This window comes from Streptomyces sp. NPDC025651 (assembly GCF_055558735.1).
In genome coordinates this window covers 122,307-139,462 of record NZ_JBVHLZ010000005.1, presented here as the reverse complement: position 1 = coordinate 139,462, position 17,156 = coordinate 122,307, and the positions used below count along the sequence as shown (strand labels likewise).

13 protein-coding genes are annotated in these 17,156 nt (G+C 71.8%); 2 read left to right on the top strand and 11 right to left on the bottom strand.

Annotated elements, in window-relative coordinates:
• Positions 1 to 7 precede the first annotated feature (7 nt).
• Complete coding sequence (locus ACZ4D5_RS20020; RefSeq protein ID WP_467773706.1) at positions 8 to 1,564, top strand: alpha/beta hydrolase; 1,557 nt, start codon at positions 8 to 10, stop codon at positions 1,562 to 1,564.
• 107 nt (positions 1,565 to 1,671) lie between these two features.
• Positions 1,672 to 3,204, top strand: a complete 1,533-nt coding sequence (locus ACZ4D5_RS20015) for an alpha/beta hydrolase (protein WP_467773705.1) — start codon at positions 1,672 to 1,674, stop codon at positions 3,202 to 3,204.
• A 98-nt stretch (positions 3,205 to 3,302) separates the two neighbouring features.
• Here ACZ4D5_RS20015 and moeZ read toward each other — a convergent pair whose 3' ends face one another.
• From moeZ to ACZ4D5_RS19960, 11 genes are all read right to left on the bottom strand, one after another.
• Positions 3,303 to 4,481, bottom strand: a complete 1,179-nt coding sequence (moeZ, locus tag ACZ4D5_RS20010; RefSeq protein WP_467773704.1) for an adenylyltransferase/sulfurtransferase MoeZ — start codon at positions 4,479 to 4,481, stop codon at positions 3,303 to 3,305.
• Between the two features lie 63 nt (positions 4,482 to 4,544).
• Entirely contained in the window at positions 4,545 to 5,294 is a 750-nt protein-coding gene (locus ACZ4D5_RS20005; protein ID WP_467773703.1) for a spherulation-specific family 4 protein, read from the bottom strand.
• Positions 5,282 to 6,235 (bottom strand): NAD-dependent epimerase/dehydratase family protein, encoded by a 954-nt coding sequence (locus ACZ4D5_RS20000; protein ID WP_362328477.1) that lies wholly within the window; start codon positions 6,233 to 6,235, stop codon positions 5,282 to 5,284. The genes ACZ4D5_RS20005 and ACZ4D5_RS20000 overlap by 13 nt, the downstream gene beginning before the upstream one ends.
• Positions 6,236 to 6,386: 151 nt before the next feature.
• Positions 6,387 to 7,553, bottom strand: a complete 1,167-nt coding sequence (locus ACZ4D5_RS19995) for a hypothetical protein (protein ID WP_467773702.1) — start codon at positions 7,551 to 7,553, stop codon at positions 6,387 to 6,389.
• Between the two features lie 563 nt (positions 7,554 to 8,116).
• A complete protein-coding gene (locus tag ACZ4D5_RS19990; protein ID WP_467773701.1) occupies positions 8,117 to 9,898 on the bottom strand; it encodes a glycosyltransferase in 1,782 nt (593 codons plus the stop codon).
• A 201-nt stretch (positions 9,899 to 10,099) separates the two neighbouring features.
• Positions 10,100 to 11,749, bottom strand: coding sequence for a dipeptide ABC transporter ATP-binding protein (locus ACZ4D5_RS19985; RefSeq protein ID WP_467773700.1), 1,650 nt, complete (start codon positions 11,747 to 11,749; stop codon positions 10,100 to 10,102).
• Entirely contained in the window at positions 11,746 to 12,735 is a 990-nt protein-coding gene (locus ACZ4D5_RS19980) for an ABC transporter permease (protein WP_467773699.1), read from the bottom strand. Before ACZ4D5_RS19980 ends, ACZ4D5_RS19985 begins: the two co-directional genes overlap by 4 nt.
• Complete coding sequence (locus ACZ4D5_RS19975; RefSeq protein ID WP_467773698.1) at positions 12,732 to 13,658, bottom strand: ABC transporter permease; 927 nt, start codon at positions 13,656 to 13,658, stop codon at positions 12,732 to 12,734. The genes ACZ4D5_RS19980 and ACZ4D5_RS19975 overlap by 4 nt, the downstream gene beginning before the upstream one ends.
• Positions 13,659 to 13,660: 2 nt before the next feature.
• On the bottom strand, positions 13,661 to 15,379 hold the full coding sequence (locus ACZ4D5_RS19970; RefSeq protein WP_467773697.1) for an ABC transporter substrate-binding protein: 1,719 nt from the start codon (positions 15,377 to 15,379) through the stop codon (positions 13,661 to 13,663).
• A gap of 138 nt (positions 15,380 to 15,517) precedes the next feature.
• Positions 15,518 to 15,610, bottom strand: a complete 93-nt coding sequence (locus ACZ4D5_RS19965) for an Ms4533A family Cys-rich leader peptide (protein WP_362328461.1) — start codon at positions 15,608 to 15,610, stop codon at positions 15,518 to 15,520.
• A gap of 79 nt (positions 15,611 to 15,689) precedes the next feature.
• Positions 15,690 to 17,156: a DUF3152 domain-containing protein gene (locus ACZ4D5_RS19960; protein WP_467773696.1), complete on the bottom strand. Its 1,467-nt coding sequence runs from the start codon at positions 17,154 to 17,156 to the stop codon at positions 15,690 to 15,692.

Sequence of the window (17,156 nt, the reverse complement as noted above, 5' to 3'; positions counted from 1 at the left end):
TGGGCACATGCCCAAAAAGTCCCAGTCGCGCGCCACGGCCGCGGCCGCCACCGCCGTCCTGCTCGCCTCCGCCCTCGCCGCGTGCGGCGGCAGCGACACCAAGGACACCGAAGACGCGGACCTGACGGCCCAGAAGCTGACGTGGGAGGACTGTCCGGCACCGTCCGCCGCCGAAGGAGGCGGCGGCGCCCCCTCCCCGCTGCCCGGCGGCGCCGAGTGGCAGTGCGCCTCCATGAAGGCGCCCCTGGACTGGTCGCGGCCGAAGGGCGACACGATCGACATCGCGCTGATCAAGGCGGCCGCGAGCGGCGACAAGGACAAGCGCATCGGCTCCCTCGTCTTCAACTTCGGCGGCCCCGGCGGCTCGGGCATCACCACGCTGCCCGCCTTCGGGGAGGACTACGCCAAGCTGCGCACCCGCTACGACCTGGTGAGCTTCGACCCGCGGGGCGTCGGCCGCAGCGCGGGCATCACGTGCGAGGACGACGAACAGCTGGACGAGTACTTCCAGCAGGACTCCACGCCCGACGACGACGCCGAGAAGACGAAGCTCGTCGACAACGTGAAGGCCTTCAACGGCGCCTGCGAGAAGAACTCCGGCACGACGCTGCCGCACGTCCGCACCACCGACGCGGCCCGCGACATGGACCTGATGCGCCAGGTCCTCGGCGACGACAAGCTGCACTACTTCGGCATCTCCTACGGCACCGAACTCGGCGGCGTCTACGCACACTTGTTCCCGAAGAAGGTGGGCCGGGCCGTCTTCGACGCGGTCGTCGACCCCACCCAGACCGCCGAACAGGGCTCCCTCGGCCAGGCCAAGGGCTTCCAGCGCGCGCTCGACAACTTCGCGAAGGACTGCACGTCCAAGGCGGAGGACTGCCCGGTCGGCGACACCGCGCAGGACGTCAAGGACCGGATCGCCAAGCTCCTGAAGGACCTGGACGAGAAGCCGATCACCGGCCTCCCGCCCCGGGAGCTGACCCAGACCGCCGCCACCAACGGCATCGCGCAGTCCCTGTACTCCAAGGACTTCTGGCCGTACCTCACCCAGGGCCTCGAAGAGGCCTACGACGGCGACGGCAAGATCCTGATGCTGCTCTCCGACTCGATGAACGGGCGCAGCGAGGACGGCGAGTACAGCAACGTCCAGGCCGCCAACGTCTCCATCAACTGCGCCGACGACAAGGCGCGTTACACCACGCAGTACGTCGAGGAGAAGCTCCCCGAGTTCCGCGAGGCGTCACCGCTGTTCGGCGACTACCTGGCGTGGGGCATGGTCGGCTGCACCGACTGGGCCGTCGAGGGCCAGGCCGACCACCCCGACGTCGGCGCCGAGGGCGCGCCGCCCATCCTCGTCATCGGCAACACCGGCGACCCGGCCACGCCGTACGAGGGCGCGCGCAAGATGGCACAGGCGCTCGGCAAGGGCGTCGGCGTCGAGCTGACGTACAAGGGCGAGGGGCACGGGGCGTACGACAGCAAGGACACGTGCGTGCGGCGGAACGTGGACGACTACCTGCTGGAGGGGACGGTCCCGAAGGCGGGGACGGTCTGCGGCTGACCACACCAAACCAGCCGAAATAACCCAAACTGCCAAACCCGCCCAAGTCGCTGTCAGTGGTCCCGCCTACTATGGCCTGACTGTCTTCCAAGGGGGGAAGCGTCTCCATGCAGCGTTTCGTACGGTCCGCGGCCCTGGCCGCCGCGGGAGTTCTGGTGGCGGGTCTCGCCACCGGTTGCGGCGGCTCGTCCGACGACGGCGGGGAGGACGGCAAGGGCGGCGGCAAGGACGGCGCGGGCAAGGGCCTGGCCTCCCAGAAGCTGGACTGGGGCCGCTGCAAGGCGTCCGAGGGGTCTCCCGCGCCGGGCGCCGACTGGCAGTGCTCGACGCTGAAGGTCCCGCTGGACCACGCGAAGCCGGACGGCGAGACCATCGGCGTCGCCCTGATCCGCGCCAGGAGCACCGGCAAGGGCGACCGCATCGGCTCCCTCGTCTTCAACTTCGGCGGCCCCGGCGGCTCGGGCGTCTCCGGGCTCCCCACCTTCGCCGACTCCTACGACAAGCTGCGCGAGCGGTACGACCTGGTGAGCTTCGACCCGCGCGGGGTCGCGGGCAGCGAAGGCGTGCGCTGCCGCGACGACAAGACGACACAGGCCGCCGAGCAGAAGGTCGACCTCACCCCGGACACCCCGGCCGAGGAGAAGGCGTACTTCAAGGACGCCGCGGACTTCGGCGCGGGCTGCGCGAAGGGCTCGAAGAAGCTCATCGGGCACATCTCGACGGTCGAGGCCGCCCGCGACCTGGACCTCCTGCGCCAGGTCCTCGGCGACGACAAGCTGCACTACTTCGGCGTCTCGTACGGCACCGAACTCGGCGGCACGTACGCCCACTTGTTCCCGGGGCGCGTCGGCCGCCTCATGTTCGACGCGGTCGTCGACCCGAGCGCGGACTCCATCGGCCACGCGGAGAACCAGGCGCGGGGCTTCCAGCGCGCCCTCGACAACTACTTCACGTCCCGCGGCCAGGACCCGAAGGCCGGCTCCGCGAAGATCGCGAAGCTCCTGAAGCGCCTGGACGCCGAGCCGATGCGCGCCTCGGGCGAGAGGAAGCTGACCGAGTCCCTCGCGAGCACGGGCATCCTGGTCACGCTCTACAGCAAGCAGTCCTGGCCGGTCCTGACGCGCGCCCTGGAGGACGCCGAGAAGGGCGACGGATCGTCGCTGCTCCAGCTCGCCGACGCCTACAACGAACGCGACCCCTCCGGGCACTACAGCACGCAGAGCCACGCGCAGCGGGCCATCTCCTGCCTGGACTCCAAGGGGCGGTCGACCCCGGAGGAGGCGAAGAAGCGCCTGGACCGCTTCCGTGAGATCTCGCCGGTCTTCGGCGGCTTCCTGGGCTGGGACACGGCCGGCTGGTGCTACGACTGGCCGGTGGCAGGACAGCACGACTCCCCCGAGGTGAGCGCGCCGGGCGCCGCCCCGATCCTCGTCGTCGGCAACACGGGCGACCCGGCCACGCCGTACGAGGGCGCCCGCAAGATGGCGGACGAGCTCGGCAAGGACGTCGGCATCCACGTGACCTGGAAGGGCGAGGGCCACGGGGCGTACGGCAACGGCAGCGCGTGTGTCGACGGCACGATCAACGACTACCTGCTCGACGGCAAGGTGCCGAAGGACGGCAAGGTCTGCTCGTCGTGAGGCAATCCAGCCCGTCCGGCGTTTGAGGACGAGCCCTCAAGGCGATGGGGCCCGCACCTTCAAAAGGTGCGGGCCCCGTATCCGTTCAGGCACTACGCCTAGTAGACCGGCTTGTCGGGCTCGATCTGGTTCACCCAGCCGATCACGCCGCCGCCCACGTGCACCGCGTCGGCGAACCCGGCGGACTTCAGCACCGCGAGGACCTCCGCACTGCGGACACCCGTCTTGCAGTGCAGGACGATCTTCTTGTCCTGCGGGAGGTCCTGGAGGGCGGTGCCCATGAGGAACTCGTTCTTCGGGATCAGCTTGGCGCCGGGGATCGAGACGATCTCGTACTCGTTGACCTCGCGGACGTCGATGATCTCGATGTTCTCGCCGTCGTCGATCCACTCCTTGAGCTGCTTGGGAGTGATCGTCGAACCGGCGGCCGCCTCCTGGGCCTCCTCGGAGACGACGCCGCAGAAGGCCTCGTAATCGATGAGTTCGGTGACGGTGGGGTTCTCACCGCAGACCGCGCAGTCGGGGTCCTTGCGGACCTTGACCTGGCGGTACTGCATCTCCAGGGCGTCGTAGATCATCAGGCGGCCGACCAGGGGCTCACCCGTGCCCGTGAGGACCTTGATCGCCTCGGTCACCTGGATGGAGCCGATCGACGCGCACAGCACACCGAGCACGCCGCCCTCGGCGCAGGAGGGGACCATGCCGGGCGGCGGGGGCTCCGGGTAGAGGCAGCGGTAGCACGGGCCGTGCTCGCTCCAGAAGACGGAGGCCTGGCCGTCGAAGCGGTAGATCGAGCCCCAGACGTACGGCTTGTTGAGGAGCACGCACGCGTCGTTGACCAGGTAGCGGGTCGCGAAGTTGTCCGTGCCGTCGACGATCAGGTCGTACTGGCTGAAGATGTCCATCACGTTGTCGGCCTCGAGCCGCTCTTCGTGCAGGATCACGTTCACGTACGGGTTGATGCCGAGGACCGAGTCCTTCGCGGACTCCGCCTTGGAGCGGCCGATGTCCGCCTGGCTGTGGATGATCTGGCGCTGCAGGTTGGACTCGTCGACCTCGTCGAACTCGACGATGCCGAGGGTGCCGACACCGGCCGCGGCCAGGTACATCAGCGCCGGTGACCCGAGGCCGCCGGCGCCCACACAGAGCACCTTGGCGTTCTTCAGCCGCTTCTGCCCGTCCATCCCGACATCCGGGATGATCAGGTGGCGGGAGTACCTGCGGACCTCGTCGACGGTGAGCTCAGATGCGGGCTCGACCAGGGGTGGCAGCGACACGGGGACTCCGTTGGTCGGTTCCTACGTACGGTTGTTCTTTCCGTAACACTGCCACGCCCTTCTTCATTCCGAGACACCTGTTCCGATACGCGAGACGATTTCGTCCCAGTAACCGGGCACGGACTCCCAGGGCTCGCCGTGACCGCCCCCGTCCACGCGGTCCGTGAAGTAGATCGTCGAGGCGCCCTGCCAGCGTGCGATGCGCAGCGCCTCCTCCAGGTGGCCGCGCGGCATGCCGTGCACGAAGTGGCAGAAACGCTCGGGCGGATAGTCGGCGGTCCACTCGGCCACCTGCGACCAGCGGTAGTCGCTCCAGGGGCCCGCGAAGGTCACCAACTGGTCCGCCGTTTCGGCATATCCGGGGTACGGGTGGGTGCCGTGACCCAGCACGATGTGTGCGTCGCCGATGAGCGCGCGCAGCGTCGTGACGGTCCTGCGCACCTCCGGGAGCGAGGCGCGCCCCGTCGGGCAGCGGTCCAGGGAGAAGCCGTCGACCTGGTACCAGTCGAGGTAGCGGTGCGCGTCCGAGACCAGCTCACCGAAGGAGCGTGCGCCGTACGTCATGTCGAGGTGGCCCAGCACACGGACGCCCGCGTTGCGCAGGCGGCCCGCCGCTTCCAGGCAGTGCGGGTCGGGCCGCTCCCCCGGGCCGTTCGCGACATTCAGGACAACCCACTTCAAAGGGGTTCCCGGGCGGGTGAGTTCGGACCATTCGGCGGGGGCGACGAGCGGGTGGGCGAAGCCCGGGATGCCGAAGCCGATGCGTACGTCGGTGCTCGCGACGCCCCTGGTGGTCCTGGTCAGATGCGGCATGCGGCCTCCATCCAGATATCGGCCAGTGACTCTTCGAGGTTGATGCGGGGCCGCCAGCCGAGGCGGTCGCGCGCGGTGCGCACGTCGGCCTGCTGCCAGCTGCCGCAGCCGTCCGGGTAGGGGTACGCGGCCGGGGCCCCGTGGTCTGATTCGGAGCGGGGGTGGCCGATGGATGGCCGCACGGGCACCTGGTCCAGTTCGTGCAGCGCGCCGCCGTACCCCGCGACGCGGGCCAGGACCGCGGCCGCGTCCCGCAGGCGTACGGCACGGCCCGCGCCGATGTTCACGATGCCCTGGGCCGCCGAGAGCGAGGCGGCGTGCACGGCGCGCGCCACATCGCGTACGTCGACGAAGTCCCGTTGCACGCCGAGTCCCCCGAGCTTGAGCTCGCCGTCACCGGCCTGCATCGCGCGCCGCATGGCCTCGGCGAGCCGGCCGAGCGGCGATCCCGCGGGCGTGCCGGGGCCCGCGGGCGAGAAGACCCGCAGCACGACGGCGTCGAGCCCGGAGCCGAGGACCAGCTCGGTGGCGGCCAGCTTGCTGACGCCGTAGGGCCCGCCGGGCCGCGGCACGGCGTCCTCGGCGGTCGAGGAACCCGGCTGGCTCGGCCCGTACTCGGCGCCGCAGCCCAGCTGCACGAGCCGTGCCCCGCAGCCGCTGCGGCGCAGTGCCTCGCAGATGGTGGCGACGGCGACGGTGTTGTGCCGGGTCAGCTCGCGGGCTCCGCCCCGCGTGGCGCCCGCGCAGTTGATGACGACGCCCGGGTGCACGGCGTCGAGGAAGCGGGTGAGCGCGCCGGGGCTGCCGCTGGCGAGGTCGAACCGCACGTCCGAGTCGTCGCCGCGGCCGAGCGCGGTGAGCTGCACCGCCGGGTCGGCGAGCAGCCGGTCGGCCACGAACCGGCCGAGGTATCCGTTGGCTCCGATCAGCAGCACCCTCATCGGGCGCCTCCCGGGGTGGCCGCTCGGAGGCGGAGTCGGCTGCGGGTGGTCATCTGGTTTTCTCCTTAGGGGTGTTGCCGTGGGTCACGGGATAAGGCCCGCGGTGTCGGCCCCGCGGGGGAGTGGTCTTGCCGGTCGGCGGACCCGCGGCTCACGGCGACTCGCCGGGTCCCGCGTGGGCCGAGGCCAGGGTCAGGGTCCTGGCCGCGTGGACCAGGAGGGTGAGCGCGGCGGCACCGCACGCGACGGCCGGTACGGCGCCGGGGCCCCAGGCCTCGACGGCCGCGGTGACAGGCGCGGCCAGCGCGTCGCAGCCGGGCAGGCGACCGGCGAACAGGAGGGCGAGCGCGGCGAGTTCGGCCGCTCCGGCGGCGCCGAGGAGCAGCACCGGGGACCGGGTGAAGCCGTACACGCCGAGCAGTCGGGCGAGCAGCAGCAGCGTGCCGAGCGCACCGGCTCCGACGAGCGCGGAGGCGCCGCCGCCCGGGGCGCCGAGGGCCGTGTCCACCACCACGAGCAAGGCGGTGAGCGCCACGAGGAAGAGGGTGACCACGCCGAGCAGCAACGGCCTTACGGAGGACGCGAATTCGTCGAGGCCGCGGCTGGCGCCGAGCCGCCCCTTGGCCCGTACGGCGAAGAGTCGGGCGCACCAGGTCGCGGGCGCGACGGCGAGGGCGAGCACGAGGACGGGGGCGACGGCCGGTTCCCAGAGGTCGCCGAGCCCGTCGGGGCCGCCCTCGACGACCCCCCTCAACAGGCCGTCGCCGAGCAGGGCGTACGCGAGGAGCCAGCAGACCCACGCGCGCGTGGCCGGCGTCGGGTGGGTGTGGGCGCGCAACGGGCCGTACCGCAGGGCGATCCGCAGGGCCACGGCCACGGCGAGTGTGCCGCCGAGCGCGACCGCGACGCGTGTGCCGCCGGTGGCGAGGGCGAGTCCCGCCACGACCGCCGCGCACACGACGCCGGGGAGCAGGGCGAACAGGGCCCATCCGGGGGGCACTTCGGGCAGATCCCGTACGCGTTCACCGCTCGCCCGGCGGGAGGCGGTGGCCCCTACGGCGTCGTCGCCGCGGGGCACGCGCGCGTACATCTCCTCGGCGAGGGCGAACACGTCCCGGTGGCGGAAGCGGGCGGCCGTCCGGTCGGTCACGCCGTGCGCTTCGAGCCCCGCCGCGATCTCCAACGGGTCGACGGCGCGCTCGCACAGTTCGCGGTGACGGTGCATCAGGGCCTTGACGGGGTCGGCGGCGCCGCGCCGCGCGGCCTTGCCCCGGTCGACGCGGGCCCGGGCCAGCCGCGCGCTGACGCCGCGGCTCAACCGCCCGGGGCCGACTTGGGCTTGACCCAGGCCTTGCTGACCTTGCCCCAGGCCGTCGTGGCCTTGCCCCAGGCCTTGCCCCAGGCACTCGTGGCCTCGGCTCAGACCTTGATCGCCTTGGCCCGGGCCCTCTTGGCCTCGGCCCAGGCCCTCTTGACCTTGGCCTGCGCCCTCACTCCCCCCCTGGTCGAGCCAGTTCCACCCGCTGTCCCCGTCATCCCCCTCACCCTCGCCCTCGCCCTCGCCCTCGACGCCCCGCGGCCCCGGAAGATCAGGCACCACCGCACCAGGCACCGCCACATCGGGCACCACCGCACCAGACACCGCCACATCACGCACCGCCACACCAGGCCCCGGCGTCAGCGCCGCCTCCGCCAGCAGTTCCTCCGAACGGGAGTCCCAGCCGGTGGCTCCCTCCGGAGTCCGCGGCGCGTCCACCGTTCGTACGACGTCCGCGGCCCCGACCACATCCACAGCCCCGACCAGATCCGCAGTCCCGACAACATCCGCAGTCCCGACCAGATCCTCAGTCCCGACGACGTCCACCGCGCCCTGCTGCCGTCTCATACCGCCGCCCCCTTCAACTCGTCCTGCTCATCGGCTTCTTGGGACACCGCCCAGCTGGGCACCCCGGGGGACGTCCCGCCGCCCTCCGACGCGCCGGACGCGGGTCCCACCGCGACCGCCCACCGCCCCGGCAGATACGCCTCCGCCGGATGCGCGAACGGCACCGGCTCGCCCGCCTCGTCCACCGCGTCCCTGCGCACCGGACAGTGCGAGACGATCTCCAGGTAAATGCCCCTAAACGCCTCGACGTTCTGCTCGACGGTGAAGAGTTCCAGGGCTCGCGCCCGCGCCGCCGCCCCCAGGCGCTCGGACCGCTCCGGGTCGCGCAGCAGCGCCACGCACGCCTCCGCGAGCGCCCGCGGATTGCGCGGCGGCACCACGAGCCCCGTGCCGCCGATGACCTCCACCACCGCGCCGACGTCCGTCGAGACGGTCGCCCTGCCGCAGAACATCGCCTCGACCAGGCTGATCGGAAAGCCCTCGACGACGCTGGAGAGCACCACCACGCCGCACGACGCGTACGCGTCCGCGAGGTCGGGCACCTCGGGCCCGCCGATCTCCTCGAAGGAGACGGGGTTGTCGCCGACGGCGTGGGCTCCCTCCGCCTCGTCGGGGAAGAGCTGCGCGGCCAGCGCCCTGCAGTGCGCGAGATACGCCGCGGCCTCCGGCCCTTCGGCGGGCGCCCCGACGATCCGCAGCCGCGCCTTCGGCTCCTCCTTGCGGATCTCCGCGAAGGCGTGGAGCAGCGAGACCAGGTCCTTGGCGGGCTCGATGCGGCCGACCCAGAGCAGCGTGTCGGAGTCGGTGGCGAAGGCGTCGTAACCCCCCTCGCCGATCTCCGAGAAGCGTCCCGACTCCATGCCGGGGTAGACCGTGCGCAGCTTGGCCCGGTCGGCGCCGCACCGCTCCTGCCAGCGCCTGGCGTGGGTGTTGCCGGGGGTGATGACCGCAGCCTTGTCGTACACCTCGGCGGCGAGGAGGCCGTGGAAGGAGGCGAGCAGCGCACGCGCCGGCGCACTCAGGTCCATGTCGCCCGCGGCGAGGTAGTGCGCCCGCAGCTGCACGCCGTACTCGGTCACGAGCAGCGGCACCCCGGCGAAGTGCCTGGCGAGCAGCCCGGGCAGCGCCGCGGGGCCGCCCGCGGTGGCGTGGCAGAGGTCGACCGCGCCGAGTTCGTCGTCCTCGTACCAGTCGAGGGAGAGCGGCCGCAGGGCCCGTTCCATGTGCGCCGCGGCGGCGAGCAGGTCGGGGACGCGAGCGCCACGGGCGGCCCGCAGCGCGCCGGGCGCACGGCAGGCGCGCTCCAGGGCGCGGACGGCGGACTCGGAGCGCAGCGCGCCGACCAGTCCGCCCTCGTCGCGGGCGAGTTCGGCGAGCCCGTAGAGCGCACTGCCGAAACGGTCCGCCACCGTGCCGTGAGCCGCCTCCGGATCAACGGTCGAGCCGCCGGAACCGGCGAAGTCGCCGCCCCGGCACACCACATCCGCCAGCTCCCCGAAGCACTCCGCGAACCGCCGCCGCGCCCGCCGTCCGCGCCCGCCGCGGGGCCCGGCTCCGCAGAGCGCCTCGTCGTCGACGGTCCACAGCGGCGCCGTGCGCACCCGGCCGACCTGGGGCGGCAGTTCGACCCAGCCCCGCGCCTCCTGCCGCGCGCTGCGGCTGAGGGCGTAGACGTCGAACTCGTGCTGCCCGAGCCCGCGCACGAGCCGGTCGCACCAGAGCCGGGCCTCACCGCTCACATACGGATAGCCACCCTCCGTAAGCAGTCCGACGCGCACGAGCGCACCCCCGATCTCCCGTTTGGGGAGCCGCCGTTGGACCGGCGGCTCGCAGCGGGACGAACGTAAGCGGTCATGCCGGTGGCGCGATGGACGGTTGTCCATCGCGCCACCAAAAGGGGTGAACGGTCGTAACTTTCCCGCGCCGGTAGCGTTCCGTCGCGCTATAGCGCCCCAGGAGCCCCTTTCGCATACGGAGAGTCAGGCTGCGGCCAGCTCCTTGCGGGCCTCCCGCCGCCGCGCCGCCGCCTCCGGGTCGAGCGCGGGCACCGCCGCGAGCAGCCGTCGCGTGTACGGGTCGCGCGGTGACCCATAGACCTCGTCGACGGTTCCGTACTCGACGACCCGCCCCTGCCGCATCACCGCGACCCGGTCGCTGACCTGGCGCACCACCGCGAGGTCGTGCGCGACGAAGACCAGCGCGAGCCCCAGCTCCCGCTGCAACTCGGCGAGCAGCGCCGTCACTTGGGCCTGGGTCGTCACGTCGAGCGCCGACACCGGTTCGTCGCAGACGATGAGCCGCGGATCGGCGGCGAGGGCCCGGGCGATGCCGACACGCTGGCGCTGGCCGCCGCTGAACTCGTGCGGATAGCGGTCGTAGTGCGCCGGTTCGAGTCCGACGCGCTCCAGGAGCTCGTGGACGCGCTCGCGTACGAAGGGGCCGCTCTCGCCCCGCGCGCGCAGCGGGTCGGCGATGGACTCGCCGACGGAGCGCCGCGGGTTGAGGGAGGCGACGGGGTCCTGGAACACCATCTGCACCCCGGGGACCACGCGACCGCCGGGCATCTCCACACCCCCGTGGCGGAGTTGCCCGGCGGTCGGCTCCAGGAGGCCCACGAGCATGCGCCCGAGCGTGGTCTTGCCGCTGCCGCTCTCGCCCACGACGCCGAGGGTCTCCCCGCAGCGGACGGTGAGCGAGACGTCGTCGACGGCGGCGACGGCGCGCTTGCCGCGGCCGAACTCCCGCCGCAGGCCGACGGCTTCGAGCACGACCTCGCCACCGCCCCCGCCGAGGCTCCCGCCCCCGCCGTCGCCCTCGCCGTCGCTCTCCCGCGCGCGGGAGGCGTCCCGCGGCGCGTCCACCCGCGGCACGGCCTTCAGCAGCTCCTGGGTGTACGCCTCCCGGGGCGCCCCGAGGACGTCCCGGACCGGGCCCCGCTCCACCGCGCGACCGCCCCGCATGACCAGGACGTCCTCGACGCTCTCCGCGGCGACTCCCACGTCGTGCGTGACCAGGAGCAGCCCCATGCCGCTCTCGTCCCGCAGCGTGTGCAGCAGGTCGAGGATCTGGGCCTGGACGGTGACGTCGAGCGCGGTGGTCGGCTCGTCGGCGATCAGCAGCGCGGGCTCGCAGGCCAACGCCATGGCGATGAGCGTGCGTTGGCGCATGCCGCCGCTGAACTCGTGCGGGCGTGAGCGGGAGCGACGCGCGGCGTCGGGGATGCCGACCCGGTCGAGCACCTCCGCGGCACGCGCGCGTGCCGCGCGCCGCGACGCCCCCGTGTGCACGCGGTACACCTCGGCGATCTGGTCGCCCACCGCGTAGTAGGGGTCGAGGGAGGACAGCGGGTCCTGGAAGACCATCGCGGCCTTCCCGCCCCGCAGCCGCCGCAGTTCGGCGTCGGACGCCTGTTGTACGTCGACGCCGTCGACCAGCACCGTCCCGTCGACGCGCGCGCCCGTGCCCCGGTGGAGCCCGAGCAGCGCGGAGGCCACGGTCGACTTGCCGGAGCCCGACTCGCCGACGAGGGCGAGCGCGCCGCCCGCCTCCAGCGTGAAGGAGAGCCCGTCGACGGCGCGCGCTCCGGAGCCGAACTCCACGGAGAGATCGGTGACTTGCACGAGACTCACGTCAGGACCACCCGTCGGTCGGCCACCGCGTACAGCACGTCCGCGACGGCATTGGCGAGCACCACGAAGAAGCCGGTGACCATGACCATCCCGACGACCACCGGCAGGTCGACGACCTTGACCGCGTGCACGAGCTCGCGCCCGATGCCGGGAAGCCCGAACAGCGTCTCGCTGAGCACGGCGCCCCCGAACATCGAACCGAAGTCGTTGGCGGTCAGCGCGATGACGGGCGCGACGGCGCCCCGCAGCGCGTGCTTCCCGATGATGGACCGCTCCCCCACGCCGTATGCGCGGAAGGTCCGCACATGGTCGTCGGCGAGCGTCTCCAGCATCGAGGAGCGGGTCAGGCGCGTGTACTTGGCGGCCTCGATCAGGGCCAGCGAGAGCCAGGGCAGGAGCAGGTTCCACGCCCACTGCGTCGGGTCGTCCGCGAAGTCGACGTACTGCGGGAAGGGCAGCCACTGCAACTGTCCGCAGACCACGATCATCAGCAGCAGGCCGATCACGAAGACCGGCGTGGCGGTGCCCACGAGCGTGACGGCGGTGAGCACGCGCTCGCTGAGCCTGCCGCGCCGCCAGGCGGAGAGCACGCCGGTGCCCACGCCGAGGATCAGCCACATGACCATCGCGCCGAGCGCCAGCGACGCCGTGACCGGCAGCTTCGCCATGATCAGCGCGGTGACCTGCTGGTCGCTCTGGTAGGAGATCCCGAGGCAGGGCGCGGCGCAGTGCTCGGTGCCCGTGCCGGTCGAGTAGTCCTGGCCGACGACGACGCCCTGCAGGAAGTCCCAGTACCGGACGTAGAGCGGGTCGTCGAGCCGCAACTGCTCGGCGACCTGCTGGACCTGGGCGGGCGAGCAGCGCGGGCCGCAGGTGATCTGGGCGACGTTGCCGGGCGCCGCGTAGAACACCACGTAAATGATCACGGAGATGGCGAGGAGCGTGACGACGGCGCCGACGAAGCGCCGCAGGAGGAAGCCGGTCATGCGCGGGCCTCCCGCTTGTGCCCCGTCCCGACCCTCAGCCGCGAGGCGGCCCGCGGATCGAGCGCCGTGCGCACGCCGTCACCGAGGACGGTGAGGGCGAACACGGTCACGAACAGCGCGCCCGCGGGCAGCAGCAGGTACTGCGGCGCCGCCTGGTACCAGACGTCCGCGGCCGTGAGCATCTGTCCCCACGAGGCGGTGGGCGGCTTCACGCCCACGCCGAGGAAGGACAGCGCGGCCTCGACCGTGATGTTCACGGGGACGAGCAGCGCGGCGTACGTGATGACGGGCGCGCCGAGCGCGGGCAGCAGCTCGCGCCGGGCGATCCGCAGGGTGCTCCAGCCGCTGAGCCGCGCGGCGGCGACGTGGTCGAGCTCCTTGAGCGTGACCGTCTGCGCACGCACGATCTTGGCCATGTTGCCCCAGGCGACGAGCCCGATGACCAGGGCGACGAGCGCAGGACGCGGGAAGGCGGCGGGCACGATCGCCATCAGCGCGAGCGCGAGGACCATCAGCGGCAGGGCCACGATGACGTCGGTGGCGCGGCTGAGCGCCTGGTCCACCCAGCGGTTGCCGAGCCCGGCCGCGATGCCGACCGCGACACCGATGAACACCTGCACGACGGTCGCGGCGAGCGCGACGCCGAGCGAGACCCGCGCCCCGTACACGAGGCGCGCGAAGAGATCGCGCCCGGTCTGCGGCTCGACGCCGAGCCAGTGCTCGCCGCTGATCCCGCCGAACGGGCCGACCGGCACGCCGCCGCGCGCCGAGTCGATGAGATCCGGGTGGTACGTGGTGGGGTCCTGCCCCTCGATGGCGGTGAGCAGCGGCGCCGCGAGCGCCACGAGGACGAGCAGCGCGACGACGCCCGCCGCGACGAGGGCGGCGCGCTGCTCGCGCAGCCGCTGCCAGAAGATCCTCACGGCTACTTCACCGCGACCTGGGAGACGTCGAGCACACCGGTCCAGTCACTGATGACGACGTTCTTGACGTCCTTGCCGTACAGGCGCTTGTAGACGGGGTGGAAGAGCGGCACGGTCAGCGCCTTCTCGCCGATCTTCTTGTCGAGGGCGCCCCAGCGCTCGGCGGCGGCCTTGAGGTCGGTCAGCTCGTTGATCTCGTCGATCTCGTCGTTGACGGACTTGTCGTCCAGGAAGCCGGAGTTGAAGTTGGCGCCGCCCTTCACGATCTGCCGCCCGTCGAAGATCGGGGCGAGGAAGGGGCCGCCGGAGGGCCAGTCGGCGCCCCAGTGACCGAGGAAGAGACCGGGCTCGTCCTTGGCGCTGTGCACCTTGTCCGAGTAGTCGTTCTCCTCCAGGCCCTGGAGCTTGACGGTGATACCGGCCTTCTTGAGCGCGTCCTGGACGGCGGTGGCGATCTCGGGGCTGGTCTCGAAGTCCTTGGCGTTGGAATGCGTGAGCGTGATGGTGAGCCCGTCCTTGTGACCGGCCTCCTTCAGCAGCTCCTTGGCCTTCTCCGGGTTGCCGGACCTGCCCGCGGGGAAGTGGTCGTACTCCGTGTGGCCGAAGGACTTCTGGTTCGGCAGGAAGGTGGTGGCGGGCTCGGCGAGCGCGGAGCCGCCGGCGGCGTTGATCACCGAGGAGCGGTCCACGGCGTACGAGATGGCCTGCCGCACCTTCGGGTCGTCGAAGGGCTTCACCTTCGGGTTGAAGGCGAGGTAATTCGTGTACCCGAAGTGCCCGGTGCCGACGTGCGAGGCCAGCTCCTTGTCGCCGGTGACCTTGGCGAGTTCGGCCGGGCCGAGGTTGGTGTCGGTGGTGACGGCGGCGGCGTCCGCGCCCTGGCCCGCGGAGAGCCGCTGGTTGATGACGGACGAGTCGAGCCCGGAGCGCACGTCGATGTGGTCCGGGTAGGCCTTGCGCTCCGCGTCGTTCTCGGCGGACCAGTGCGGGTTGCGCTCCAGGCGCAGCCGCTCGCCGTCGTTCTCGTTCTCGACGACCTTGTACGGGCCCGAGGAGACCGGGTGCTCCTCGTACTTGGTGCCCTTGTCCTTGGCCTTCGGCACGGGCGCGAACGACGTCTGTGTGGCCACGTAGTCGAAGTCGCCCACGGGCTTGTTCAGATGGAAGACGATCGTCCGCTCGTCCGGCGTCTCGACCGAGTCCAGGCCGCCCTTGCTCTTGTACGGCCCTTCGTAGTCGGCGCCCCCGATCAGCCAGTCCCTCAAGAAGGGTGCGCCACCGGACAGTTCGGCCGCGAAGGACCGCTCGATGCCGTACTTGATGTCGGCGGTCGTGATCGGCGAGCCGTCCTCGTACTTGAGCCCCTTCTTCAGGGTGTACGTCCACACGGTGGCGTTCTTGCTCGGCTTGCCCAGACCCGTGGCGAGGTCGGGGACGACCTCCGTGCCCTTGGCGCCGTCCTCGCGGTTGCGGGTGGTCAGCGTGCGGAAGACCAGGCTCGGCACGTTGCCGCCGCCGGAGGTGTAGAGCCGCGCGGGATCGAAGTCGGTCTGCGGGTCGCGGTTGAGGACGGTGAGCGTGCCGCCCTTGGCCGGCTTGCCGCCGTCACCGCTCCTGGCGTCGTTGTCCTTCGGGCCCGCGCAGGCGGCGGCGCCCGAGGCCAGGACCAGGCTGACGGATGCCGCTGCCACGCGGCGGGCTATGACGGACGATCGACGCATCGGAAAGAGACCTCTCGGGGTTCGGGTGAAAAAGGGAGCGACAGAGCTCACCCCGGGAAAGGCGTGGGAGAAAACGGCAGGAGGCTGCGGTAAGCAGCCAGGAGCCTGAGAAAAGCGACGCACTCGCCGGGGCGGGCGTCAGCAACAGTGGATGTCGGCCACGCAGAGCGCGGTCACGCCGAACAGCGCCAGCTCGATGGCGGCGCTCGTAGGGGCGTGACGGTTCGACATGCGGAGAAATATGAACGAACTTCCGACGGATGTCAAAGCGGCGTCCGCGGCGTCCGTCGGCGGTCCGCGGGCCGCCGTATCAACTCTTGGGGAAGACCCAGGGGTTGGCCTTGCACGTGATGCCGTCGTGATCGAGGAACTTGGTCTGCTGCTGCATGACGGGCGCGAGGTCCCCGTCCTTCTGGCAGTCCGTGTGGTTGAAGCCGAGCCGGTGCCCGACCTCGTGGTTGATCAACATCTGGCGGTAGGGGTGGATGGCGTTGCCGAACTCCTTCTCGACGGCATCGCCGTAGGTCTTCGCGCCCTGCGCCCACCGGTAGGCGTTGATCATCACGCGTTCCGTCGCCGCGGAATCGCAACTGACGTTGTCCTGGGTCGTGTCGAGACCGGATTTCGCACACCACACCGCGGTCGTTCCCGGACTCGCGAGCGTAATGACGAAATCGGGGTGGCCGGAGGATATCCGCTCGAAAGTGCGGGCGCCCCCGTGGGCCCAACTCCGGTCGTCGTTCAGGGTCTTCTGCACGGCATGCGCGAAGAGTTCACCGTCCAGACCGAGCCCCTTCTCCACGTCGACGCGATAGCGGAACTTCCGCCCCTTGCCCGGTGCCCTGTCGAATCCGGATATCGCCTCGAAGTCGCCGGACGCCTTGAGTTTGGCGTCCAGCGGGAATCTTCTGCCCATCTGGTGCTCGTACGTCACCGCGGCCGACTCCTGCTGGTCGGCGGGCGCCGGGCGGCGGTCCGAGCGCGACGCGGGGTCGTCGGTGTCGCGCGCGCCGCCGTCGGGGGCGGCCTTGGTCCCGGTGTCCGAGCCCTTCGGCCCGTCGGCGACCTGCCCGGCCACGACGACCGCGAGCACGGTGGTCACGGCGGCGGCCGCGATGCCGGTGAAGGCGCGTCCCTTGCCGCCCTTCTTGCCCTCGCCGTCGGCGTCGACCGGGGGCCGCCCGTCGCCGCCGTCGAAGAAGTCGCCGCTCCTGGCGTCGAGTTCGAGCTCGGCGGCGTCGTCCCAGTCGGTGACGGAGGCGTACGGATCGCCGGGTCCTGGCGGCGACTGCCCCTCGTCGGGGAAGGCCGCCATGTAGTCCTTGCGGGGCCCGGGAACGCGGGGCCCTTCACCGACGCGAGGGCCGCCGCCGGTACCGGCGACGTCACCCCAGCCACCGCCGGCCTCACGCTGCTCGGGGTGCCCGCCGCGGACGTGGGGAACGCCGCGGGGCGGGGCCGGGGGACGCGGCACGCCGTGCGCGGGTGTCCCGTGTGCGGGTGTCCCGTGTGCGGGTGTCCCGTGTGCGGGCGTCCCGTGTGCGGGCGTCCCGTGTGCGGGCGTCCCGTGTGCGGGTGTCCCGTGTGCGGGTGTCCCATGCGCAGGGACCCCCTGCACGGGCGTCCCGTGCGCAGGAGTCCCGTCCGCCTCTGAGGTGCGCCTGCGGCGGCCCGTGCCGGGTCCCGGCTGGGGGCCCACACCGTGCGAAAGCGGTATGCCCGAGGTGCTGGTGTTGTCAGTCGTGTCTGCCGGACCGCGACGGCTGTGACGTCCCAC